Origin of the sequence: Janthinobacterium sp. PSRC1-1 (assembly GCF_049897525.1) — a bacterium.
GTDB lineage: Bacteria > Pseudomonadota > Gammaproteobacteria > Burkholderiales > Burkholderiaceae_D > Janthinobacterium > Janthinobacterium tructae.
Window position 1 is genome coordinate 60,799 of sequence record NZ_JAFCWK010000017.1, and the last position, 20,335, is coordinate 81,133.

22 protein-coding genes are annotated in these 20,335 nt (G+C 58.9%); 8 read left to right on the forward strand and 14 right to left on the reverse strand.

Annotation, left to right across the window (positions count from 1 at the left end):
- Positions 1-100: 100 nt before the first annotated feature.
- The 4 genes from mobF to ACP7DW_RS26110 are packed head-to-tail and all read right to left on the reverse strand — an operon-like array spanning position 101 to position 3,988.
- The gene (mobF, locus tag ACP7DW_RS26095) at positions 101-3,124 is read right to left on the reverse strand and encodes a MobF family relaxase (RefSeq protein WP_426085243.1); all 3,024 of its coding nucleotides are present in this window, start codon (positions 3,122-3,124) and stop codon (positions 101-103) included.
- Positions 3,121-3,384, reverse strand: coding sequence for a hypothetical protein (locus tag ACP7DW_RS26100; protein ID WP_426057381.1), 264 nt, complete (start codon positions 3,382-3,384; stop codon positions 3,121-3,123). The genes mobF and ACP7DW_RS26100 overlap by 4 nt, the downstream gene beginning before the upstream one ends.
- Positions 3,381-3,722 carry a ribbon-helix-helix protein, CopG family gene (locus ACP7DW_RS26105; RefSeq protein ID WP_426057380.1) on the reverse strand — a complete coding sequence of 114 codons (342 nt, stop codon included), beginning with the start codon at positions 3,720-3,722 and terminating at the stop codon, positions 3,381-3,383. Before ACP7DW_RS26105 ends, ACP7DW_RS26100 begins: the two co-directional genes overlap by 4 nt.
- Positions 3,719-3,988: a hypothetical protein gene (locus ACP7DW_RS26110; RefSeq protein ID WP_426057379.1), complete on the reverse strand. Its 270-nt coding sequence runs from the start codon at positions 3,986-3,988 to the stop codon at positions 3,719-3,721. Before ACP7DW_RS26110 ends, ACP7DW_RS26105 begins: the two co-directional genes overlap by 4 nt.
- A 1,086-nt stretch (positions 3,989-5,074) precedes the next feature.
- Between ACP7DW_RS26110 and ACP7DW_RS26115 the strand changes: the two genes are divergently transcribed.
- Both ACP7DW_RS26115 and ACP7DW_RS26120 read left to right on the forward strand, forming a co-directional pair.
- The gene (locus ACP7DW_RS26115) at positions 5,075-5,494 is read left to right on the forward strand and encodes a type IV pilin protein (protein WP_426057378.1); all 420 of its coding nucleotides are present in this window, start codon (positions 5,075-5,077) and stop codon (positions 5,492-5,494) included.
- An 84-nt stretch (positions 5,495-5,578) separates the two neighbouring features.
- On the forward strand, positions 5,579-5,899 hold the full coding sequence (locus ACP7DW_RS26120; protein WP_426057377.1) for a hypothetical protein: 321 nt from the start codon (positions 5,579-5,581) through the stop codon (positions 5,897-5,899).
- 102 nt (positions 5,900-6,001) lie between these two features.
- Here the strand turns inward: ACP7DW_RS26120 and ACP7DW_RS26125 are convergent, their stop codons facing one another.
- From ACP7DW_RS26125 to ACP7DW_RS26150, 6 genes are all read right to left on the reverse strand, one after another.
- Positions 6,002-7,165, reverse strand: a complete 1,164-nt coding sequence (locus ACP7DW_RS26125; protein ID WP_426057376.1) for a hypothetical protein — start codon at positions 7,163-7,165, stop codon at positions 6,002-6,004.
- Positions 7,166-7,189: 24 nt separating this feature from the next.
- Complete coding sequence (locus ACP7DW_RS26130) at positions 7,190-7,729, reverse strand: hypothetical protein (RefSeq protein ID WP_426057375.1); 540 nt, start codon at positions 7,727-7,729, stop codon at positions 7,190-7,192.
- A gap of 16 nt (positions 7,730-7,745) precedes the next feature.
- On the reverse strand, positions 7,746-8,309 hold the full coding sequence (locus tag ACP7DW_RS26135) for a hypothetical protein (protein ID WP_426057374.1): 564 nt from the start codon (positions 8,307-8,309) through the stop codon (positions 7,746-7,748).
- 18 nt (positions 8,310-8,327) lie between these two features.
- Entirely contained in the window at positions 8,328-8,939 is a 612-nt protein-coding gene (locus ACP7DW_RS26140) for a hypothetical protein (RefSeq protein ID WP_426057373.1), read from the reverse strand.
- Between the two features lie 60 nt (positions 8,940-8,999).
- Positions 9,000-9,284: a hypothetical protein gene (locus tag ACP7DW_RS26145; protein WP_426057372.1), complete on the reverse strand. Its 285-nt coding sequence runs from the start codon at positions 9,282-9,284 to the stop codon at positions 9,000-9,002.
- A 138-nt stretch (positions 9,285-9,422) separates the two neighbouring features.
- Entirely contained in the window at positions 9,423-10,733 is a 1,311-nt protein-coding gene (locus ACP7DW_RS26150; RefSeq protein ID WP_426057371.1) for a DUF3987 domain-containing protein, read from the reverse strand.
- A gap of 288 nt (positions 10,734-11,021) precedes the next feature.
- On the opposite strand from ACP7DW_RS26150, the gene ACP7DW_RS26155 reads away from it, so the two are divergent.
- Both ACP7DW_RS26155 and ACP7DW_RS26160 read left to right on the forward strand, forming a co-directional pair.
- Positions 11,022-11,228 (forward strand): hypothetical protein, encoded by a 207-nt coding sequence (locus tag ACP7DW_RS26155; RefSeq protein WP_426085245.1) that lies wholly within the window; start codon positions 11,022-11,024, stop codon positions 11,226-11,228.
- Positions 11,229-11,351: 123 nt separating this feature from the next.
- Positions 11,352-11,780 carry a hypothetical protein gene (locus ACP7DW_RS26160; RefSeq protein WP_426057369.1) on the forward strand — a complete coding sequence of 143 codons (429 nt, stop codon included), beginning with the start codon at positions 11,352-11,354 and terminating at the stop codon, positions 11,778-11,780.
- A gap of 52 nt (positions 11,781-11,832) precedes the next feature.
- On the opposite strand, the gene ACP7DW_RS26165 is transcribed toward ACP7DW_RS26160, so the two are convergent.
- Positions 11,833-13,122, reverse strand: a complete 1,290-nt coding sequence (locus ACP7DW_RS26165) for a tyrosine-type recombinase/integrase (protein ID WP_426057368.1) — start codon at positions 13,120-13,122, stop codon at positions 11,833-11,835.
- 335 nt (positions 13,123-13,457) lie between these two features.
- The gene (locus ACP7DW_RS26170; protein WP_426057367.1) at positions 13,458-14,018 is read right to left on the reverse strand and encodes a hypothetical protein; all 561 of its coding nucleotides are present in this window, start codon (positions 14,016-14,018) and stop codon (positions 13,458-13,460) included.
- On the opposite strand from ACP7DW_RS26170, the gene ACP7DW_RS26175 reads away from it, so the two are divergent.
- The 4 genes from ACP7DW_RS26175 to ACP7DW_RS26190 all read left to right on the forward strand — a co-directional run bounded on the left by ACP7DW_RS26175 (position 14,002) and on the right by ACP7DW_RS26190 (position 18,462).
- A complete protein-coding gene (locus ACP7DW_RS26175; RefSeq protein WP_426057366.1) occupies positions 14,002-14,271 on the forward strand; it encodes a hypothetical protein in 270 nt (89 codons plus the stop codon). The two genes, ACP7DW_RS26170 and ACP7DW_RS26175, sit on opposite strands and share 17 nt — an antisense overlap.
- Positions 14,272-14,338: 67 nt before the next feature.
- On the forward strand, positions 14,339-14,857 hold the full coding sequence (locus ACP7DW_RS26180; protein WP_426057365.1) for a sigma-70 family RNA polymerase sigma factor: 519 nt from the start codon (positions 14,339-14,341) through the stop codon (positions 14,855-14,857).
- A gap of 1 nt (position 14,858) precedes the next feature.
- The gene (locus ACP7DW_RS26185) at positions 14,859-15,863 is read left to right on the forward strand and encodes a FecR domain-containing protein (RefSeq protein WP_426057364.1); all 1,005 of its coding nucleotides are present in this window, start codon (positions 14,859-14,861) and stop codon (positions 15,861-15,863) included.
- Between the two features lie 100 nt (positions 15,864-15,963).
- Positions 15,964-18,462: a TonB-dependent siderophore receptor gene (locus ACP7DW_RS26190; RefSeq protein WP_426057363.1), complete on the forward strand. Its 2,499-nt coding sequence runs from the start codon at positions 15,964-15,966 to the stop codon at positions 18,460-18,462.
- Here the strand turns inward: ACP7DW_RS26190 and ACP7DW_RS26195 are convergent.
- Positions 18,453-19,286, reverse strand: a complete 834-nt coding sequence (locus ACP7DW_RS26195) for a helix-turn-helix domain-containing protein (protein ID WP_426057362.1) — start codon at positions 19,284-19,286, stop codon at positions 18,453-18,455. The genes ACP7DW_RS26190 and ACP7DW_RS26195 overlap by 10 nt on opposite strands.
- A gap of 141 nt (positions 19,287-19,427) precedes the next feature.
- Positions 19,428-20,225, reverse strand: a complete 798-nt coding sequence (locus tag ACP7DW_RS26200; protein ID WP_426057361.1) for a hypothetical protein — start codon at positions 20,223-20,225, stop codon at positions 19,428-19,430.
- Positions 20,226-20,335: the final 110 nt, after the last annotated feature.

The window sequence follows — 20,335 nt, forward strand, 5'->3', positions numbered from 1 at the left end:
TTTTTAACACACGCCGAGAGCCGGGGCCAGGCCGCTGGGCGCCCGATTGTCGGCGGCTGATTGGCGGCGAGCGCTTCGGCCTTTGGCCTCGCCGATTGCTCTACGCGCGGGGGCCGCGCGTCGGTTGAACGCTTGACGGCTGCGCTTCGCGCTGCCGACGCTCTGCCAGTCGTGAAGCCATCGACGGCAAGGCGGGGGCTTCCGTGGCTGCTTCCTTGGCGATTTCCTCGGGCTTGGCGGCAACGGTTTCGGCGGGCGGGCATGGCTTCGGAGTCCCGTAACAGATGGATTCATGCGGCTTTTTGGGCGTCTCTGGCGGCAGGGCTGGCGGGCGCTGCTCGGTCTCTTTCTTGACGATTTCGGCGGGCGAGGTCTCGCTAACAGGATCGGCCTTGGGTGTTGGCAAAGCGTCGGGAAGCGGTGGAATGGCTGGCGGCTGGCTCTCGCTCTTCGAGCGCTTGGCCTCGGCCAATGCCTCTGCCATGGCGTCGGGCTTGTTCAGCGCTTGCTCGATGATTTTGCGTTGATCGTCGTCGAGATAGTCAAGCGAATAATCGGCGCTCTTGTCTACACTGAGAGCGCGGCCCAGCGTTTTTAGAGTCGTGTCTTTGCCCTTGCCGTCGAATGTTTTCGAGGCAAATAGGACGGTTTCAGCGGTCGAGCGTGAGGCTGCGACATAGCCGTTTTGCTGACATGCTCGCTCGTCGATGTAGGCGAAGGCCTTCGCGACTGTCGCGCCTTGGGCGCCGACTGCTGTCGAGCAATAGGCGTATGAAAGATTGGCATAGTCTCGAAGACCTATTTTTAGCTCTGTCCCATTCGCGTGTTGCACTGTCAGAAAGGTCTCGCCGCTGGGCGCTTTGCCCACGTGTGAAACGGTGCAAGTCTCGCCATTGCGGACTTGCTCGCCGCTTTTTAGCTTTTTGTTTTTCGTGAATTTCAAGCGTTCGCCTGTGCGAATTTCGACGGCGAAGGCCTCCGTCCCTTTTGAATTCTCGAATTGCATGAAGTGGGCCACTTTGCCCAATTCGCCGCGCTCGATCAAGAGCCTGCGGGCTTCGTCGTTGACGATCTTGGCTTGCTTGTGTGTGCTTGCCATTGCGATTTTTTTGTCCATGGGATTCTCGTCGTTGATATATGAGTGGGCCAAAGCCCGAAGGGCAGCGCCCGAATTCTCGAACGCTTTAAAGCAATCCTTGTCCGCGAATGCCGCCAAGCCCTCAATGCCTCGGCCCTCTTTCATGTCGTGAACGGCGGCGAGGTGCCAGCCGATTTTTTGGCGCTCAATGTCCGAGAGGGTGGAATGGGCGTGGGTCTCTTGCATGCTCGCAAACCAGCCGCCACCGCGCGCGATAGCTCCAAATTGGGCTTTGTCGCCGATAAAGATAAGTTTGGCGCCCGTGGCGTCGCTCGCTTGCAGCAGCTCCAAAATTTGAGCGCTCCCGACCATGGCGGCTTCGTCAACTATGATCGTGTCACGCTCGCTTAGCTTAGTCTTGCCGCTCTTGATTGAAAATAGAAGGCTGTGCAGCGTCCCACCCTTGCCGATGCCCGCTCCACTCTTCAAGCCTTCCGCCGCTACTGCGGCGAGGCTGACGCCGTGCACGGTCTGCCCGCTTGCTTCTTCAAGATCGCGAACGGCTCCCGCTGCGAATGATTTGCCTGTGCCTGCCGAGCCTTGCACCAGCCCGACGCGGCCGCACTTTGCGAGCGCTTCGGCCATTTTCCGCTGCTCGTCTTTGATCTTCACAGGCTTGCCGAACTTTGCCGACATGCTGGCCTCGTAGCGAGCCATTGCGGCGCCTGTGGCTTGTTCGCTCCGGTCGTGTCGGTGGTCTTGCGTTGCCGCTTCGTAGAGCTTCGCCAATTTGATCTCTTCGACGAGGGCGGCGGCTGTGGTGTAGAGCTTGCGACGCTTGGGCGCTTGCGGGACTTTGCGAGCATGTCGCAGGGCGTTGATCTTGTCGCTTTTGAGTTCGTGCAAGCCAAGATCGAAGATCGCCGCGTCTTTTAGAAACTCGTCGGTTATTCTAATGCACTCGTCACGCGATAGCCCACCGTTCCGCGCTGCTTTCTGAGCGACAGCGCAAAGCAAATCCTTTCGCTCAAAAGTGCTTTTGTTTTCTGTGAGAGCGTCCGCAAGCTCTTGAACATTGAGCGCGGCAAGGGCGTTTTGTTTTGGTGCTTTTCTGAGCGCTTCAATGGCGTTGGCATTGAGACCAAAGGGTGCTCCACGGATTGCCCACTCCGCTTGCAGTCCCTCCATTTCTGTCTCTTCTTTCGTCTTTCTCGTGTTCGCCCATGCCTTATTGTCATCGCTCGGCTTGCTCATGTCGAGGCCTTTGGCGTCCGCGTGGGCCATGATTTCGGCATGACGCTGTGAGAATTCTAGCTCGGCTTCCTCACTGATTCCCGCAACTTTGAACGCCCAGCCGTTCCTCGGGCTTTCTTCGATGCCGAAGCCCATCGCGGCCAAACGGCTCGCAAGATCGCTCGCGAAGATGCTGCCCGTTTCCTTTTGCAGTGTTCGAATGTCTCGCTCGTCGATGCTTCCCCATGTCCCATCCTCGCGGCGGGCGGCTGCAAAAATCACGTTATGAATATGCTTGCTCATGTCAGTGCCGCGAGGGCCGGGGCGGGCGGTGAAATGACCGAAGCCCGCAATGGTGACGCCATCGCACTTTTCGCGATGCTGCCCGCCCTTGCCTGTTGCGATTTCAAGATTCGCCGCGAGGTATTCCATCGCCACAGCGTTCGACGCCGTGATTGCCGCAATGATTTTCACCCGCAGCGGCTCCGCCGCAAATGCCATCAACAAATCGACGCTTTTCGGGGGTGTCATTACGCAATCAAAGCCAAGCTTGTTCCTGCTCTTGCTGCCTGCGTTCTGCGTTAGCTTCTCGCCAGTTTTCGGGTCAAGGCCTTCAAGGAGTCGCTCGAATGCTTTCAATGTTACCGCGCTGCCTGCGATTCCTAGCGCCTTAGCCCCGCCACCTATATAGAAGCTTATACCACTCTCTTTGCCGTCTTTCTTGACGTAGTAAGCTGATCGGAGCGACTCCGTCAGATAGTCGCCCACGGCCCCGGCGTTCGATCTTTCGATAACATGCGGCCTTGCCATCATAGCCTTCCCCTCTTTTTTTGTTGCTTCTGTTTTTCAGATTCCAGTCTGATCGCCGCAAGTTTTTTTGCCGCTTCTCTCGCTGCTTTCGCCGCGCTGTCTGCTTGCTCTTCGAATGCTCTGAGCGTCTCTTCTGTGATGTATTCATCTGTGCTAAAAATGTCGCAAAGCTCTTGTCTTGTCGCAATTTTTAAAGCCCTCGCGGCTCGAAAGTCGGCAAGGGCTTTTGTCATATTCTTGAAAGCGAGAGCAGGCTTTTTCATCGCTTCGGCTCTTGTTGTCTCTCGATTCCGAGTAGATCGCTAAGAGTTTCGAGGGCTTGATAGATGTTGCTGCTATCTTCGTCTCTTTGCAGTTTCTCCGACATTCTTCGCCGCTCTTGCTCTTCAAGAATTTGAACGATTGCTACGTGCCGCTGCTCTGCTTGCTCCGACATTTTGGAGGCTTGGCAATGCCCGGCCAAGGCATCGCGCATCAGGTCGGCCCGAGTCTTTCCAGCTGCCACCGCCAAGGCGTCAAGTTCTTCGACAAGATCGACAGCTACACGGACATGCAGCGCTGCCATGCTTTTAGCCTTGGGCTTTTGTTTTTGATTTTTCATTGTTGGCCTCTCGCTGCTCGGATTTGTTTGCGGGCTTCCGCAATGGCCGCATCAATTGCCATTGATGTCTCTGCCATGCGAGCTTCTCTTTCAAGTTTTTCAACGGCCTCTTGCGTCTCCTCTTCAAGCTCATCGAAGAACTTGACCACGGCAATTTCAAAAAATTTTTCCACGGTCATGCCGCGAAATTTTAGAAGCGACGGAAGCCCAGCGGCCACCTCTGCCGGGATTTTGAAGTGCGCAAGCACCGAATTTTTGAAAATCATCTTTTTATGCTCCCCGTTTTTGCATAGCGTTACATGAGTGCCTTTTGCGTGTGTCTGGAATAGACACGTCTCCCCCTTCTAACCCTCTCCAAACTCTCATGGGTTGGAATCGGACACAAGCGCCGCCCGTCGGAAACGTGTAGCCGCTTCGGCGACGTGTCCAACGGATACGCGGCAACGCCCCAGCCGCTGCGGCTTTGCCGCGTGTTCGGTGCTACTCCGGTCTACGCTTTTTTTTCGTGTTTTTTTCGTGTCTGTGTCATCTGAGAATGCGAACACAAACCGGCGCGCATCATGGCGAATAGCTGGCCCCGCTGCGGGTTTGCCGTGAACACGCCAGGGCGTGAAACGTGTCGCCGATTTTGCTTTTTGAGTCGTTCTTGGATTTAACCAACAGGTTAGTAATGTGCATGAGTATCAGCTTTTGAATTTTCTGCTTCGAGCGCTTGGGGTGGGTCTCACTTGTGAGACACGCACCAAGCGCGGGCCGGATTTTTCTCTGTTGCCGCGTTTTTGATCTTTGTCGCGCGCACGGCTTTTTTTTCGATGTTTGAATTTTTGACGGCGAAGCGTGAAAAATTTCCGGCGCCTTGGCTTGCCCTTGCCCGCTCCATCTTTTATTTTTCCGCTCGCTTGCCCGCCGCTTTTCGAAGTCGCCCAGGGCTAAGCATGGATTTTTTTGATTGCTTGTTCTGCCCTTCGCCTGCCTCGTTTTTTATTTTCCCGCTCGCTTGCCGTCTGCTTTCTTGAAAAATTTCCGCTGCTTGCTCCTGATTTTTTGACGCGCCTCGACCGCTCCCCCCGCTTGATTCTGCAAAACTTTTTGGACAATCCCGAGCTGCTCGAAGTGGGTGCGGCAGCAGGGCGTTCTTTCGGTTCACCGCCCCCAGCCCCGCAGGGGGCTGGCCCACCGTCTCCCAGGGCTGGCTCCACCAGCCCTGCCACCGTCCGAAGATCGTCCGATGTTCGTTAGTCGTCGCTCCGCTCGTCGTTTGATGTTCGTCTTGGGATTGTTTGAGGTTCGTCGATGCGCGATGCTTTTAGCGTTCGAGATTCGTCGGGCAATCACACCAAGGAGATTTAAAAATGTCTAAAATTAAACAAGCCGCTATCGCCGGATTCACCCTCGTCGAGCTGGTTATTGTCGTCCTCATTTTGGGAATTTTGGCGGCGATTGCTTTGCCGAAAATGATCAACATGAAAGACGAGGCAGGCGCGGCGGCGGTTGCGGCGCTGGCTGGAAACGTGGCCGGGGCTTCATACACAAATATGGCCGCGAAGATGGTCGGAAATCCGGCTGGTGTTGCCTTGAATTCCGCGACGGCATGCAGCGTAACGGCTCTCGCTCCGTTGATGAATGGCGGAATATTCCCCGCCGAGTTTTCAGTTCAAGCCGCCCCCGGTGGGGAGGATTGTTCAAAGCCCGCAGTTATAACAGTCAATTGCAGCTTCATGCATGTCGCGACGGGCAAGAGTTCAACATCTGCAATCACATGCGCACGCTGAGTTGCGGGAATGCTTTGGCATTGTCAGATTTTCAAATGTGCGCAATAATGCAATTTCCGAAACGCAACAAAAATGGAGAGAAAAATGGCAAAGAAGACAGCGGAGAAGCTCGAAGAAGTCGTTTACAAAAACGACTCGGCGGCGATGACTGCAATGCTTAAAGAGATGATTGCAAACCCCAAAGCCCACCGCCCCGCGACGCTCAAAGATTCCCTTGAGCCGCTCTGGCCCCTGATTCAGCAAACCCTCGCCGCAGGTGTTCCGGCTGGCTCGATTGCAGCAAAGTTTCGCGACGAGAAACAGCTAAATGTCAGCGATGCCGCTTTCCGCAAGTTTGTAAGCGAAAAGACGCAGAAAACGGACGACGCCGCCGCGAAAGCGGCGGCGGGCAAGTCGAAGGCGTAAAAATCGCCAGCAAAAAAGCCGCTCACGCGGCTTTTTTTTCGTCTGTAGATTTCGAAAAGACCGCCGCCGCTTCAAGGCGGCGGCGGTATTTGCTCGACCGCTTTACTCACACAAAAGCATGATGTTTGAGTTTGAAAAGCTATGCTTCCAACCCGTCGCTGTGCATGTGTATGTTTCGCCTTTCGGATAGCCCGTTGAGCCGTTATTGACGAGACAAGGCGAGTAGCTCTTTCCAATTGTGCCGTCGAATCCGCTCACAAGGGGGCAGAGCAGGACAGGCTCGGGAATTGATGGCTCTTCTGTGTAATACGTGCCACCGTTGGCGTCTTTGCACTGATATAGCGTCCCCGTTTGCATGGGCTTGATGGCGACGCAGAAAGGTGCGGGCGTCGGGGTTGGTGTGGGGGCTGGCGTCGGCTTATCGACGCAAAAATTATTGCCAAAATCCTGTCCCGGCTGGCTTTGCTCGTCGCATTTCGGTGGGGCTGTTGGGGTGGGTGTTGGTGTCGGGGTTGGGGCTGGTGTCGGCTCGGGTTCCGTTGGCCGTGTCGGATGACCTTGCCACACCCCCGCCGGGGGTATCGGCGTGGGGGTGGGAAGTGGGTAGAGCGTCGTTGATTCATCGCCCCCGGCAGTCCAGCCGCCGCCGTCGGTGATCGCTGGCGGTGGGGCTATCCATGGCGGCAGCGATGACGGCACCACGTTCGCCCAAAGCGGATTGACGCTTGCGGCTCGGGTAGTCAGAGAGAGCGCTAAAAATTGCACGGAATTCACGGCTTGATTGCAGTAGTGCGCGGCCTCATCGGGCGCGACGGCTTCGCCCTCCTTTGCGGTGTTGCCTTGCATGTTGATGCCGGTGAACGCAAAAAGCGGCGAGGCTTGCACGACAAAAGCAGCACAGGCGTCGCGAGGGATGCTGTCAAAAGTGACGCTCCAACGGTCGCCGGGACGTTGATCGGATTCCGCTAATAGCGTCGCCAGGCCCCACGGCGTTAAAATTGCATTGCCGTCGATCTTGACGCCATCGACGAATGTGGGCGGCTCCGCTCCCGCTCCAGAGTAGTTTGCAGTCGTCGAATAGCGTGCATCCATTCCCGTGATGATGCTGCGGGCCGTTGCCGTGGCCGTGGCAATGTTTGAGCGCTGCGAGACTACGCCGCCGAGCCGGATGGCTCCGACGGTGATCGCCGAGACGCCTGCGAGGACTAGCAGAATTTCGATCAGTGTATAGCCTTGGGCTTTGTTTGGCCTCTTGTTGGTCTTCATGTTTGTCGCTCCTTTTTGTTGGTATTAGAGCCAGCCAGAACGGCGGGCGGGTGCTGGTCTTGCGGGGATGAGTGCGGCCAAGGCGCGGCGGTCTCTCTCTGCTGAAAGCGCTGCATTCTCGGCGATCATTTCGGCCATAGCTTTGTCTATCTCGCAGCCCGCGACGACGTGGCGTAGGCGGTTATGTTCGTCGCTGATTGTGATCGCGGCCTCTTCGGCTAGGAAGTTTATGCAGTGGAAGCCAGCGGGGGCGGGGTTGATGGCGTCATAGCCCCATGCCGCTATCAGCGGAAGGGCAAGACGTAGGAGCCGCCTTTTTGCGGCTGTCGCTCTCTTGTTTGCGAAGTGTAAATCTGCCCACGCTTCCCCGAGCCGGGCAATTTCTTTTGTCATCGAGAGTTGAATATAGAAGGGAAATTCGAGAGCAAAAAGGGATTGCCACGGGCCGAGCGGGTCGAAAGTGCGAAGCTCAAACACTCCTGTCAGCGGGTCGAGGGTAAGCGATAGGCTCCACCCCGCAGCGTCGATGATTTCCCAATTTTCATTGATTGATCTGTTTTCCATGTGTGTCTCCTTGTTGTTAGAGCCTGCCGCCTTGGCGGCGGGTGGGCGTGGGTGTGGTTGGGATGATTGCGGCCAGTGCGCGCCGCTCACGCTCAGCCCGAAGGGCTGGGGTGTTCTCGATCATTGTCGCCATGGCCGCGTCGAGTTTGCCGCCGTTGCGTGCCGCCGCCCAAGCCGCTTCGCCGTTGCATTCGCGAGCGAGGGCGGGGGTAATGATCGCTTTCGCGCACGCGATGCAGAGATAGCCGTGGCAATCGCCGCAGGCGCTGCAATGCTTTGCAGCGAGCCATTGCGCCGCGTTGAGTTTCCCGAATCCGATATTTTTCGCAGTGATGACGGCCCGCAGCGTTTGCTTGTTCAGATCAGTCCCTGCATTGCTTTGTGTTAGCAAGTCGTCGAGTATAAGGGGAAGGCAAACGCAAGCATCCCAACCGCTCGCGTTGCCGACTTGCCAAGCGATGCTATCGCGTAGCGTGATCGCTTCATATCTTTCCGCTGGAAAATTTCCGCCGAGCGTTCGCTGGATTGTGTAGCCCGCTCTTTCGATGAGCGCCCAGTTTTTATTAATTGTCTTAGCCATGCTGGCCTCCTTGATTTGTTAGAGCCTGCCGGATTGGCGGCGGGTTGCTGTGGGTGTTGCGGGGATGATTGCGGCCAGTGCACGCCGCTCACGCTCGGCGAGCAGGGCCGGGGTTGCTTCGATGAACGCGAGCAGAGCGCTATCGAGTGCTGAGCCTCTCGGGGCTGTGGCCCAAGGCTCCACCTCTTGAAGCGGCCCGAACGCGTCGAACGGGAGAATCATGAATGTATGCATGTAGTGCCGCAAAGCGGCGACGTGTGGGGCTTGGCCATCAGAGCCGCGCCATCCCGTTCTTTTGATAAAGTCCCAATGTTCATTGACGTAGACGAGCACGCCCGCCAAGGCGTTGCGGCGTCTTTGTTCAGCCCGCAAGGCGGGGGTGTCTTCTATCATTGTCGCCATGGCTCTATCAAGCACGCCGCCCTTGCGTGCTGCGGCCCAAGCCGCCAGCCCTGATGACTCCACGCTGCGACGAGCTTGCGAGCTTAGAAAAACCCACAGTCCCAAGGCAAGGCGGTTGGCCGATGGAACGCCGGGGACGGCGGTGAAGTAGTGTCGAAAGCACTCCTCTCGAATCGTATAGCCCATGCTCTCGATGAGCGCCCAGTTTTCATTGATTTTTTTAGCCATGCTGGCCTCCATGATGTTGAAAGAGCGGCGCTAGGCGCCGCCTTGGGTTGGCTTAGAGGGCTAAGGCTTTGCGGCTTGAATGGCTCGGGAAAGTGCCGCACGCTCGAGGCGGGCCAGCTCGCGGAAGATGGCCTCTCGATCTTCTACCAGTTTGCGAAGGGCGGCACCCAAGTGGGTGCCAGCCTTGGTGGCGGGCGCCCTGCTTTCAAGCTTTGCGGCGTTCATGTTGTTGCTGCGAAAGGTTGCGAAGTAAGGGCCGATGTAGGCCCGCGCCCAGCCGTTATTTTGCGATGCGATGCGGAATGGGAGGCCGGTGGCGATGAGGGCTTGATAGTCTGCGTTCATGTGTTGCTCCTTTTTTTGTTGCCACGGCCTCGCCGTTGCTGTCTTCACCTTCTCACACTGTTGAGAGAATGCAAGAACCTCAACAGCTTGGGCGACGCACGGCAAAAGCGGCCCCTGAGCGGGGCCGCGTGGGGCTTCTTATTGGCGCATGTTTTTGAGTGTGGCGACGATGTTCTCGGCCATGGCTTGATCGTCGCGGGCGGCGTGGATGCCTATCCGAACGCTGCGGGGGGTTAGCGTCTCCCCTTTACCCGTTAGCCTTTTTTCGAGGGCCATAGCCTTCGTTAGCGCGGCATTAGCGTCGGGCGATTTCTTGGCGATGAGCCGGGCGGCGTCGGCGATGTGTAGACGCGTTAGGCGCATGGCCCACTCAACATCGACGACTGTAATCTTGTCGGAGGCGTCGCCAAGGATGATGTGATAAGCCAAGGCGAGGCGGTGGCTTCGCTGCATGAGACGCCGGAAAAAACTAACATCCAACCCTTTGCCCGCGTCAATGATTCGCCCCATCGTCGTAAAGTGGCGCTTGTATGCGTCGAGGGCTTCGGGGCTGTATTCATATTGCGAATGCAGCGGGACGCTCATAATTCTAGCCCATGCGCTCCCGGTAACTTTCTCGATTTCGTCATTGCTATAAATCGGATAATCCGCAAAATGTCGCTCCGGGTCGCGTTCTGCGAGGACATAGGCGAAGCGTTGGGCGAAGCCGTCAAGAAGGCTTTCCGCTGTCAGGATTTTCATAAAAGTCTCGTCCACGTTGAGGCCTAGAATGGACATGTTCGAGCGGGCGACTTCGATGGTTTCCGCTTTCGTTGCTCGCGAGAGTGGCCCGCCGTCATAAGCTTTTAGTAGATAGCCCTTGGCATCAAAGAGCGCGTTTCCGTCTTGCTCCAAAGCTTTGAGTTTCTGCCCAAATTCGTCTTCGAGCCATGCTTGTGGTTTGCCTGCTTCTTCGTTGTCGCGCATCATTTCGATAAGTTTTGCGCCGCTTGCGAAGCCCTCGATAGTTGCCCGAGCGCCGATTGGTGCATGGGTTGCGATGCGTGAGAGCGAGTAAGATTTTCCCGAGCCGCTTGGGGCGAGGAGGACTGTCCACAATTCCGGGGTGATTAGTTGCCCGCCAACTTTGATCGAGACGCCATTGCTAAGCAGGTAGTTCGACAAGAAGAAGAGGAATGAATGAAAAGACAAATCCAGGGGTAAATCTGTGTGCATCTTGAAAGCTTCGAGAATGTCATGGACGGGCGAGCCGGGTGGGATTGCGGCATCGCCGCGCCAATTTAGCGCCTCCATTTGTTCATCGAGTGAGACGCCACCCGCCCAATTCTTGGCGCTCTGGCCTTTGCCTGCGGCCTCTGCAAACATTTCACGCATCGCCTTTTTAACTTCGCTAGCAACGTCTGCCGCGTGGACTGCCTTGCCGCTCTTTGCTGTCGGTTTGTAAGCCATTCTTATTTCTCCGTTTGTTGAGTTTTTCTTGCCCTCTCAACTTCTCAAACTGTTGAGATAACGCAAGGCCTATCAACACGGAATCCGACGAGCGGTAATCTTTGATTTGTGTGCAGTTATTTTTCGAATTTGGCAGACACGCGGATTTTTCAGATTACATGGGAACGAACGCCCAGAGAGGGGGGGTAGGGGTTTTTTGCCTAAAATCGACCGCTCGTCCCGGTTTCCCCTATGGCGATGAGCGGAAAATGGCCTAAAAAAAACCTCAACAAACGCACAACAGATTACATGGAAAAGCAGCAAAAACTGCAAATTTTTGCCGTTTTTTGTTGCGTGGCCTCGTTTTTTCTCTACATAGTAAAGAAAGACGGACACAGAAAAAAGATCGGACGAGCGGCAAAAAATCGAGCCGGGAGCGATCAAGGCGCGGCAGGGGCGCCGGGATTTTTGAGCGGTGAGAGGTTGGCTGGGTGGCCGTCGGCTCTGACAGTCTGACACTCTGGCAAACTTTTCTCGATGGAAATAATTGCAGCGCGCATAATTTCCAAGAAAAAATCCTGCGTTTATTGTCTTGCGGAAATTGCAAGCTGCTACAATTTGTTTTTTTGAGGAGCAAGCATGGGGTTTTTTTCTGGAATAAAGAGCACTTTTAAAAAAAGTGAGGCCGCTGTTGTTGTCCAAAATCTTTTTGAGATTCAGGCAAAAGTTGGCATTTTTCAATATGACCCCGCAAAAATAGCGACCCACCTAGTCGCGCATGTGTGGGATCAAACACCGGACATTTTTGAAGGAAAATTTGGCGTGCGTCCTCATAAATTGGCGGTTGCGGCGGTTGCACTTGGAAATGGTTTTTTTGTTTTCGAAGCAGACCCGTCTTTGCGGGCTTCTTGTCTTGTAGCGCTCGGGGAAATATTAAAAACGATTGGTGTAAATGGATCGTTGTTTCCATTTACTAATGTGGATCACACGCTTTTCGAGAGCGCCATGCAAATGTTCACGGAAGAGGCAGAGCAAGCCGAAACGCGTGAAGGGAACTTCCTCGGATAGCCCGCACGTTAAAAAAAGGCCGCAAAAGCGGCCTTGGAGCGGCGGCGGGCGGCTATGGCTTGGCCTTGGCGCCGGTGAGGCGGGCGCGATTCGCGCGGCGGCGAGCGAGGTCGGCGGCTTTCGCCTCGGCCTTGACCTCCGCCCAATTCGCGCGGTTGGCGATGAAGTCGCGGAATTGCCCGGAGTATTTGAGCGCCGCAAGGTCGATGGGATGGCGGACAAGGTCGGCTATCTTTTTGAGGTCGGGAAGGTCGCGGACGTAGCCCGCATGCGTCGAGACGCCCTCGCCCACGGCGTGGCCGACGATTCTCATGGCTTGCATGGTGTTGGCGCCCTCGTTGGCGAGCATTGTCGAGACCCCAACGCGGAAAGAGTGGAAGCTTTTCCGGTCGTTGGGGTCTTCGATGTTGAGCGCCCGGCGTCGGGCAAGCATCGCGATGGATAGCTCCTTGGCGTAAGACTCATTGACCAAGCCACGATGCGGGAACAGTCGGGGAGCGCCTGCGGCGCGCACTTCGGCAACATAGTCGAGGAGGCCCAAATCTATCAAACTCTCGCAGATTGGGACGTTGCGAATCCCCGCGCTCGTCTTCGATTGCGGGATGTGAATATAATGCACGCCCGCCACGGTCTTCACATCGTCGGGCTTGATCGCTGCGGCCTCGCTGATACGCATACCAGTGAAAAGGCCAAGGAGCGGCCCCCAATAAGTATCCGGGGCCACCATCGCGGCGAGGTAGCTTGCAGGCTCGAAGAAGCGGGCGAGGTCGTCGGGCGTGAAAAGGTCATAGGGTTGGTTCTTGTTTTTTCGCTCTGTCTTCGTGAGCATGAAGAGACCCGCCACAGGGTTCTCGGCGCCGCTGTGCATGCCGTGAGCGCTCAAATATTTGAAGAAGTCGAACAAGCTCATTAGCTTGTTGTCGATAGTCTTCGGTGTCTGCTTCTCTTTGATTAGAGCTTGCTTGTATTCGACGATCTTCGCCCGCGTGATGTCGTCAACGCATGCCCGTGCGGGCATTAGCTTGATGAAATTGGCGACATGATAGCCCTTGGCGGCGACGGTGCGAGGGGCATTCTTGCCGCCGCACTCTTCTAGCCAAAGCTTGGCGGCGTCGGTCAGCTTGTGCGATGGCGGCAAGGCGGCGGGCGCCTGCGGTCGTGGGGGCTGGTCTTCAACGTCAATAGGGCCAATGCGTTCGATTGCTTCAAGCATCTGCATTGCGCGCAGGTGATCGGCCTCGCTGCCGTCCGTTTTGATCGTCCTGCCGTCTTTGAGTGTTATCTCATAATCGCGCAAGCTTGCTGCGTCAAAATTAAAATCCGATATTTTGGGATTGCTCATTGCGCGCGCTCTTTCTATGTTTAAATTTAGTTGCAACGCGACAATGTTAGCAGTGTGAGCGCATCTTGTGCGAAGCGAGATGCGGCGGTCGGTTCCGCCAGATTTGAGGCGGAAATAGTAGATGCCTGCTGGTGTGCGTCCGAGACGCGGGGAGGATATGGCCACGGTGGTGCTTTCGGTGTGACACTGAGCGCGCGGGGGCGAAAAAAAATCCCTTGAGATTCAACGACTTGCACAAGAGTGCAGAAAATCCTGTCCCCGCAACCAATACATAAAAACCGCTGACTCCTGCAAGGGATGCAGCGGTTTTTTCATTCCAGGCCGGGTCGATACTGTTACGCGGTGACGCTGGCCCGGATCTGCCTGGCCGCTGCGTGCAGGCTGGCCGCCACCCGTTCCAGCTTGTCGGCGCCCGCCGTTTCAGCCAGGGCGGCAAAGGCGCTGATATGCAACGTGGCCACCATCGCCGGCGACACTTCGAACTCCAGCGCGGTCTTGCTCAATTCCGTCGATGCCTCGAGGTAAGGCTCGCTGCCCGCCTCGAAAGCCTGCTTGGTTTCCAGCAATTCCTGGCCGCCTTCCGCCTTGGCGAGGCAAGCATCGACCTTTTGCTGGAAGGCCGGCAAGGTATCGCGCACGGGGCCTGGCTCAGGCGCCGGTGCCGGCTCCGCTGGCGCAGGAGCGGCAGGCGCCGGCCTGTCCGCCATCGGCATTTCGCGCAACGTCAGCCAGCGCTCGACGGCGAGAAAATCGGCAAACGGCTCCTCCACCTTGGGATTCATCAACCAGACCTCGCCCGTGCGCCAGTCGATCCGGGCGCCGCGCTCATTTCTCGCCAACAAAATATCCTTGCCACCATCGGCATTCGACACCCGGCCGATGTCGAGCCAGTTCATCAGTTCCGCCTGGCGCGACATCGCGTTGACCCGATGGAAAAAGGCCAACCATAAAAATCTGGCGACCAAAAGAACCAGGACACCGCCAACCATCCACATCATTTTGCGCTCCGCACCACATCGACAAGCCGCATTTTCTCACATGAAAGCTTGCGCCAAGGAAACTTTTACATCTGCCGTGCGGCAGCGCAAAGCCACCACCGCACGCGGCCCGGGCGCGCAGTCGCATTTCAGCAACGCCGCGTTTTCCTGATTGCCTGGCGTGCGCCGCTGCGCTATTATGAGAACAATTCTCATTTAGATTAAGCCGTACTGTACCCATGCTGTCCACCCCTTCCCCGCCGTCCGATTTCCAGGCCCTGTATGCCGAGCACCACTCGTGGCTGCTGCACTGGCTGAAGCGTCGCCTGCACGACGCGGGGCTGGCGGGCGACCTGGCGCAGGATACCTTCCTCAAGATTTTCCTTGCACGCAGCAGTGCTGAAATCGCGCAGCCGCGCCCCTTCCTGGCCACCATCGCCAGGCGCCTGCTGGCCAATCACTGCCGGCGTGAAGAACTGGAACGGGCCTACCTCGACGCCCTGCGGCATCAGCCGCAAGCCTGCGCGCCCTCGCCGGAAGCGATGTCCATCCTGCTCGAATCGCTGCAAATGATCGACCGCGCGCTGGACCAGCTCTCCGCCAAGGCCAGGGCCGCCTTCCTGCTGGCCCACCTGGACGGCATGAGCTACGCCGAGATCGCCGCCGAACTGGGCACCACCACGCATTCCGTCAAAAAATACCTGAGCAAGGCCAATCTGCTGTGCTTTTTTGCCGTGCCCGATTTTGCCGCGTCCTGACATGCGCACCGCCACCGTCCATGCACTGGGCCAGCCCATCGACCTGGCCATCGCCATGCAGGCGGCCGAATGGCTGACCACCCTGATGAGCGGCGCCACCACGCCGGCGGAAAGGACGGCCTGGCAAGCGTGGCGCCAGGCGCACCCCGACCATGAACGGGCGTGGAAACACATCGAAAGCGCCAGCGGCGGCTTGCGCGATCTCGATGCGCAGGCGTGCCGCACGGCGCTGGCACGGCGTCCTGCCTCGCCCATCTCGCGCCGCAACAGCCTGCAGCTGCTGGCGTGGGTATCGGCCATCGGCCTCACGGGCTGGTTCGGCGCGCGCTCGCCCTACGCACCCGACATGGCCCGCGCCGCACTGGCCGACATGGCCACGGGCGTGGGCGAGCGCCGCGAGCTGGCCCTGCCCGACGGCAGCCGTTTGCACCTGAACAGCGGCAGCGCCGTGAATATCCGCTTTACGGGCACGCAACGGCTGCTGCAACTGGTGCGGGGCGAAGTGTTCATCGCCACCGCGCGCGAAACGGGCCGGCCCTACCGCCCCTTCCTCGTCGATACCGCGCATGGCCAGGCGCAGGCGCTGGGCACGCGCTACTCGGTGCGCCAGGCGGACGGCGATACCCTGGTCGCCGTCGAGGAAGGCGCCGTGCGGCTGACGCCGCGCCATGGCGACGGCAACCGGGTGATCCATGCGGGCCAGGGCGGCGGCATGACGGCGCAAGGCGTCTTGCCCGCGCACGCCGTCTCGCCCGACATCTGGGCCTGGCGCCAGGGCTTGCTGCTGGCCGACGCCATGCCGCTGCGCGACTTCCTGCATGCATTGAGCCGCTACCGCCACGGCTTGCTGGGCTGCGACGACGCCGTCGCCGGCCTGCGGATTTCCGGCGTCTTCCCGCTGGCCGACCTGGACGCCGTGCTGCTGTCGCTGCCCGACTCCCTGCCGGTGGACGTGCGCCTGCGCACGCGCTACTGGGTACAGGTGGAGGCGCGCCGGCAGCGCTAGGCATTTATTTTAAGTCCGCCACAAAAAAAGTACCCGTTTTCGTTTCTCGCGTGACCTGTGTAGGCAACGTTCTTTTTGACGACTACACCACAAGGTAACCATGTCCCAAGCTCTCTCTTCCAGGCCACGCATCAAGCGCATGGCATATGCCATCCAGTTCATCTGCATCGGTTCGGCCCTGCTGCTGAACGCCCAGGCGCCGGCCCTGGCGCAGGAAAGCGCGGCTGCTGCGGCGGCGGCCAGCCTCGACTTCCAGGTGCCGGCCGGCGACCTGGCGGCGGCGCTGCGCCAGGTCGCCAGCCAGTCCAGGGTCATCCTCAGCTTTACGCCGGAACAGACGCGCGGCAAGACCTCCGCAGGCCTCACGGGTCGCCACGAGGTGCTGGCGGCCCTGAACGGCGTGCTGCGCGGCACGGGCCTGAAGGCCGAGCGCAGCGCCAATGGCAGCTATGTGCTGCGCCCGGCCCTGTCGGAATCCGGCGCGGACGCCATCGCCATGATGCCGGAAGTGTCGGTCAAGGCGCAGCAGGATGCGACGGAAGGCTCGGGCACGTACGTCTCCGCCCTGCCGGTTTCCACGGCCACGCCGCTGGGCCTGTCGATCCGGGAAACGCCGCAGTCGGTCAGCGTCATCACGCAGCAGCGCATGCAGGACCAGGGCTTGAGCACCATCGCGCAAGTGATGGCGCAAACGCCGGGCATCACCCTGTTCTCGCTGGGCAGCGAGCGCACGGGCTTTACGTCGCGCGGCTATTCGATCACCAATTACCAGCTCGATGGCGTCAGCACGCATTCGGAAAACCTCGGCCTCAATGCGATACCGTCGCAAAGCCTGGCCGACATGGCGCTGTACGACCGCATCGAAGTGCTGCGCGGCGCCTCGGGCCTGATGACGGGCGCGGGCGACGCCTCGGGCGCCATCAACATGGTGCGCAAGAAGCCGACGGCGCAGTTCCAGGCGTCCGTCGAGGGCGAGCTGGGTTCCTACGATGAACGGCGCGCCATGGCCGACATCGCCGGTCCGCTGAACGAGGCGCGCACCGTGCGCGGCCGCCTGGTGACGGTGTACGAGGAAGGCGACGGCATCATCGACGGCTACAGCCGCGACAAGAAAGTGGTCTACGGCGTGGTCGAAGCGGACCTGTCCAGCGACACGAAGCTGACCGCCGGCGTCACGCACCAGCGCAAGCGCTCGAATGGTTCGCTGTCCTACCTGGGCTTTCCCCTGTTCTACAGCAATGGCGCCATGACGGACCTGCCGCGCTCCTTCAGCCCGGCGGCCAAGTCGAATCGCTTCGGCACCAATTCGACCGACCTCTTCGCCACCCTGGAACACGCCCTGGCGAACGACTGGAAGCTGAAAATCTCGGCCAACCGCGTGCAGTCGTCGCAAGAAGAGCGTTCCATCTACCTGGACGTGAGTGGCGGCTTTCCCGACCAGGCCACGGGCGACGGCCTGCTGCTGAATGCCGACTACCGCGATTACCAGCTCCAGGTCAACAGCGTGGACGTCAATGTGCGCGGCCCGTTCAGCGCGTTCGGCCGCCAGCACGAACTGGTGCTGGGCATGGACTACAGCGAATTCCAAAGCACGACGGATGGCCGCTTCGGCGGCGGCGTCGCAAGCACGCCCGCCAACCTGTACCGCTGGAACCGCACGGCAACACCCGCGTTTGGCAATGCCGTCGTCACTTACGACAGCACGCGCCGCCAGGCAAGCGCGTATGCCGCCACGCGCCTCAACCTATCCGAGCGCCTGAAACTGATCGCCGGCGCAAAAGTGCTGCGCTACAGCGAGAATTACATCTCGGACGCGCCTTCCGTGAATTTTTACAGCGCGTCGCCAGCCTCGGAAAGCCGGGTCTTCACGCCGTATGGCGGCCTGGTGTTCGACATCGACGGCACGCACAGCGCCTACGCCAGCTACTCCACCATCTACCAGCCGCAGGCCTCGCAAGACCGCTACGGCAAGCTGCTGGCGCCGCGCGAAGGCAAGACACTGGAAGCGGGCATCAAGAGCGGCTGGCTCGATGGCCGCCTGAACACGGCTGCCGCGCTGTACCAGATCCGCCAGAGCAACCTGGCCGAATCAGATCCCGGCTACACCGTACCCGGCACGAACAATCCCGCCAACCGCGCCATCAAGGGCGCCAGGACCCAGGGCGTGGACCTGGAAGCGACGGGCGCCATCACCCCAAGCTGGAACATCTCGGCATCGTGGTCTTACAGCCAGACGGAAAACAATAGCGGCAAGGCGATCCTGACCACCTTCCCGCGCCACCTGGTGAAACTGTGGACCACGTATCGCCTGCCCGGCGAGCTGCATCGCCTGACGCTGGGCGGCGGCGTGAACTGGCAAAGCCGCGTGTATTCCGACATCGACGCGTGGCAGATCAACAGCACCCTGCACTGGGAACAGAAGGCGTACTCGGTGGCCAGCCTGATGGCGCGCTACGACGTCAGCGACAAGCTGTCTGCCACCGTCAACGTGGCCAACCTGTTCGACAAGCATTACACGGCTTCCGTATCGGACTGGTGGTACTCGGGCATGCATGGTCCGGCACGCAAGGTGGCGTTGACCGTGCGGTATCAGTTCTGACCCTTGCCCAGTTTGCGGATCAGGCTGGGAGGCATCCCAGCAGCGGCCTGGAAGGCGCGCGTCATGTGGGCAAGATCGGAAAAGCCCTCGTCGGCGGCGATCATCGTCAGGCTATCCCCGGACGGTAGCCGGTGCGCTGCACGCACGAGGCGCGCGGCCTGGCGCAGCGCCTCGGCCGTCATGCCCGCTTCGCGCAATCGGCGTTCCAGCGTGCGCTGATGGCAACCCAGTCTGCCGGCAAGCTGGCTGATGGGGAGGTGGCCTTCGCTTTCAAAGACGAACGCCACTTCCGCCGCCGTGGACGATTCGATGCCCAACAACAGGGCAAGCGTACCCAGGCTGCGCTGTGGTGCGCCGTCCGGCGCAGCCGCATTGGCGCGCGTGGTGGCCAGCATGGTGTCGACGATGGCAAGGGTGCCATGGCGGCAGCTATCGGGGTCGCTGGCGGCCACGCGGGAAGCGCGCGTCGCGCCGCGCGCCACATTGCCGGCACCCCGCCCGCCAAGACTGGTCTGCACGCCCAGGTTCGCAGACTGGTTGTAGGCATTGAATGCGACGAACACGTCGGCTTCGCGGCGGAATGAAGAGAGCAGCAGATAGCTGGGATTGATGTCGGTTGCCAGGAAGTCATTCACCAGGCGTTCGATCACGCCCGGTGCCGATCCCTTGGGACTCCTGGCCATGCCGGCGGCATGGTAGCGCTGATAAGGCAAATGCCCCTGGATCACGTGCGAGACGGCCGAAGCGAAGCGCGCCATGGGTGTCCAGCCGGCCCGCCCCTCCAATGCATGGACAACCACGTGATACGCAAGCGAGTTCGACATTCCTGACATCCTGTAGCATCGATGATGGGGCCGCAGGCATCGGTCTGCCTGGTCAGGCCTGCATCACGACGCCGCGCTTATTAGTTTCCATAATACAATGAAAACACGGCAAAATGGCATTTTTGAAAACATTAAAATGTTCTATAAGCCCATCGATGCCGGGCTTGGCGCCACCGGGCGCTGGCGCTGCATCTCCTGCACCCGCGCGCGGGCCTTTTGCCACTCTTCCTTGACACACACGGCCGTAGCGAGCGGCATGCGCAGAAAGATTGCCGAAAACGGTCCCTGCGCCTCACTTTCGCGCAAGCGCCGTCCCGCCAAGGTATTTCCCGAAAATATTTTTGACGTGATTGTCAAATCAGATTGCCCCGTTCCCTGCGTATGCACCCCGTCCGGTGTTTCCAGGATCACATGTTCGAAGCCGCGATCGGTGATTTCAACTGAAGGCGTCCATTTTGTAAGGTAATGCTCCACCATATTTTCAGATGCATACATGGAAATATCTTCAGCGGGCAAGAACACGTCGAATGCGCCGCGCCGCACCTGATATCTGGCTCCCGTTCTAACGTAGAAGCGCTTGCCCCTGGACTGGATGCGCAGCTGGGCGCTGGCATAATCGAGCTCCATCGTGAAGCGCGCCGATTCCAGGACCCAGGTCCGTCCCTCTATCCCTCCCACGCTGACGACTTTGTCCCGCGCGCGCGCCGCGCGCGCACGCGAGCGCCACCACCACACAAGGCCCAGGACAACGGGAATGGAATAGGGTAAAAAAATGAGCGTCAAGCCCAGGGCGGCTGGCAGGATAAAAAAGATAAACAGCAACAACTTCAAGACTAGCCACATGAACGCCTCCCTGCGTGTATAGATCGTGTATCGGGGCGCGCAGACGCCCATGCGGTAACGCCGTGCGCGCGGCACGAACATGGCGACCATCGCCATTCGTACGCCCCATCTTTTCATGCGCCGGCCAGGCACGCTTGAATCCATGCGACACGCCGTGAAATTTCACATTTGCCAAGCCACGGTGATACAATTTTCGCGCATCAGCA

Coding starts and splice junctions, on each gene's coding strand:
- ACP7DW_RS26140 (WP_426057373.1), bottom strand. CDS start 8,939: ATGGCTAAAAAAATCAATGAAAACTGGGCGCTCATCGAGAGCATGGGC.
- ACP7DW_RS26185 (WP_426057364.1), top strand. CDS start 14,859: ATGCGCACCGCCACCGTCCATGCACTGGGCCAGCCCATCGACCTGGCC.
- ACP7DW_RS26195 (WP_426057362.1), bottom strand. CDS start 19,286: ATGTCGAACTCGCTTGCGTATCACGTGGTTGTCCATGCATTGGAGGGG.
- ACP7DW_RS26180 (WP_426057365.1), top strand. CDS start 14,339: ATGCTGTCCACCCCTTCCCCGCCGTCCGATTTCCAGGCCCTGTATGCC.
- ACP7DW_RS26125 (WP_426057376.1), bottom strand. CDS start 7,165: ATGAAGACCAACAAGAGGCCAAACAAAGCCCAAGGCTATACACTGATC.
- ACP7DW_RS26135 (WP_426057374.1), bottom strand. CDS start 8,309: ATGGCTAAGACAATTAATAAAAACTGGGCGCTCATCGAAAGAGCGGGC.
- ACP7DW_RS26170 (WP_426057367.1), bottom strand. CDS start 14,018: ATGAACTGGCTCGACATCGGCCGGGTGTCGAATGCCGATGGTGGCAAG.
- ACP7DW_RS26110 (WP_426057379.1), bottom strand. CDS start 3,988: ATGATTTTCAAAAATTCGGTGCTTGCGCACTTCAAAATCCCGGCAGAG.
- ACP7DW_RS26200 (WP_426057361.1), bottom strand. CDS start 20,225: ATGGCGATGGTCGCCATGTTCGTGCCGCGCGCACGGCGTTACCGCATG.
- ACP7DW_RS26105 (WP_426057380.1), bottom strand. CDS start 3,722: ATGAAAAATCAAAAACAAAAGCCCAAGGCTAAAAGCATGGCAGCGCTG.
- ACP7DW_RS26100 (WP_426057381.1), bottom strand. CDS start 3,384: ATGAAAAAGCCTGCTCTCGCTTTCAAGAATATGACAAAAGCCCTTGCC.
- ACP7DW_RS26175 (WP_426057366.1), top strand. CDS start 14,002: ATGTCGAGCCAGTTCATCAGTTCCGCCTGGCGCGACATCGCGTTGACC.
- ACP7DW_RS26150 (WP_426057371.1), bottom strand. CDS start 10,733: ATGGCTTACAAACCGACAGCAAAGAGCGGCAAGGCAGTCCACGCGGCA.
- ACP7DW_RS26145 (WP_426057372.1), bottom strand. CDS start 9,284: ATGAACGCAGACTATCAAGCCCTCATCGCCACCGGCCTCCCATTCCGC.
- ACP7DW_RS26120 (WP_426057377.1), top strand. CDS start 5,579: ATGGCAAAGAAGACAGCGGAGAAGCTCGAAGAAGTCGTTTACAAAAAC.
- ACP7DW_RS26155 (WP_426085245.1), top strand. CDS start 11,022: ATGGAAAAGCAGCAAAAACTGCAAATTTTTGCCGTTTTTTGTTGCGTG.
- ACP7DW_RS26130 (WP_426057375.1), bottom strand. CDS start 7,729: ATGGAAAACAGATCAATCAATGAAAATTGGGAAATCATCGACGCTGCG.
- ACP7DW_RS26190 (WP_426057363.1), top strand. CDS start 15,964: ATGTCCCAAGCTCTCTCTTCCAGGCCACGCATCAAGCGCATGGCATAT.
- ACP7DW_RS26165 (WP_426057368.1), bottom strand. CDS start 13,122: ATGAGCAATCCCAAAATATCGGATTTTAATTTTGACGCAGCAAGCTTG.
- mobF (WP_426085243.1), bottom strand. CDS start 3,124: ATGATGGCAAGGCCGCATGTTATCGAAAGATCGAACGCCGGGGCCGTG.
- ACP7DW_RS26115 (WP_426057378.1), top strand. CDS start 5,075: ATGTCTAAAATTAAACAAGCCGCTATCGCCGGATTCACCCTCGTCGAG.
- ACP7DW_RS26160 (WP_426057369.1), top strand. CDS start 11,352: ATGGGGTTTTTTTCTGGAATAAAGAGCACTTTTAAAAAAAGTGAGGCC.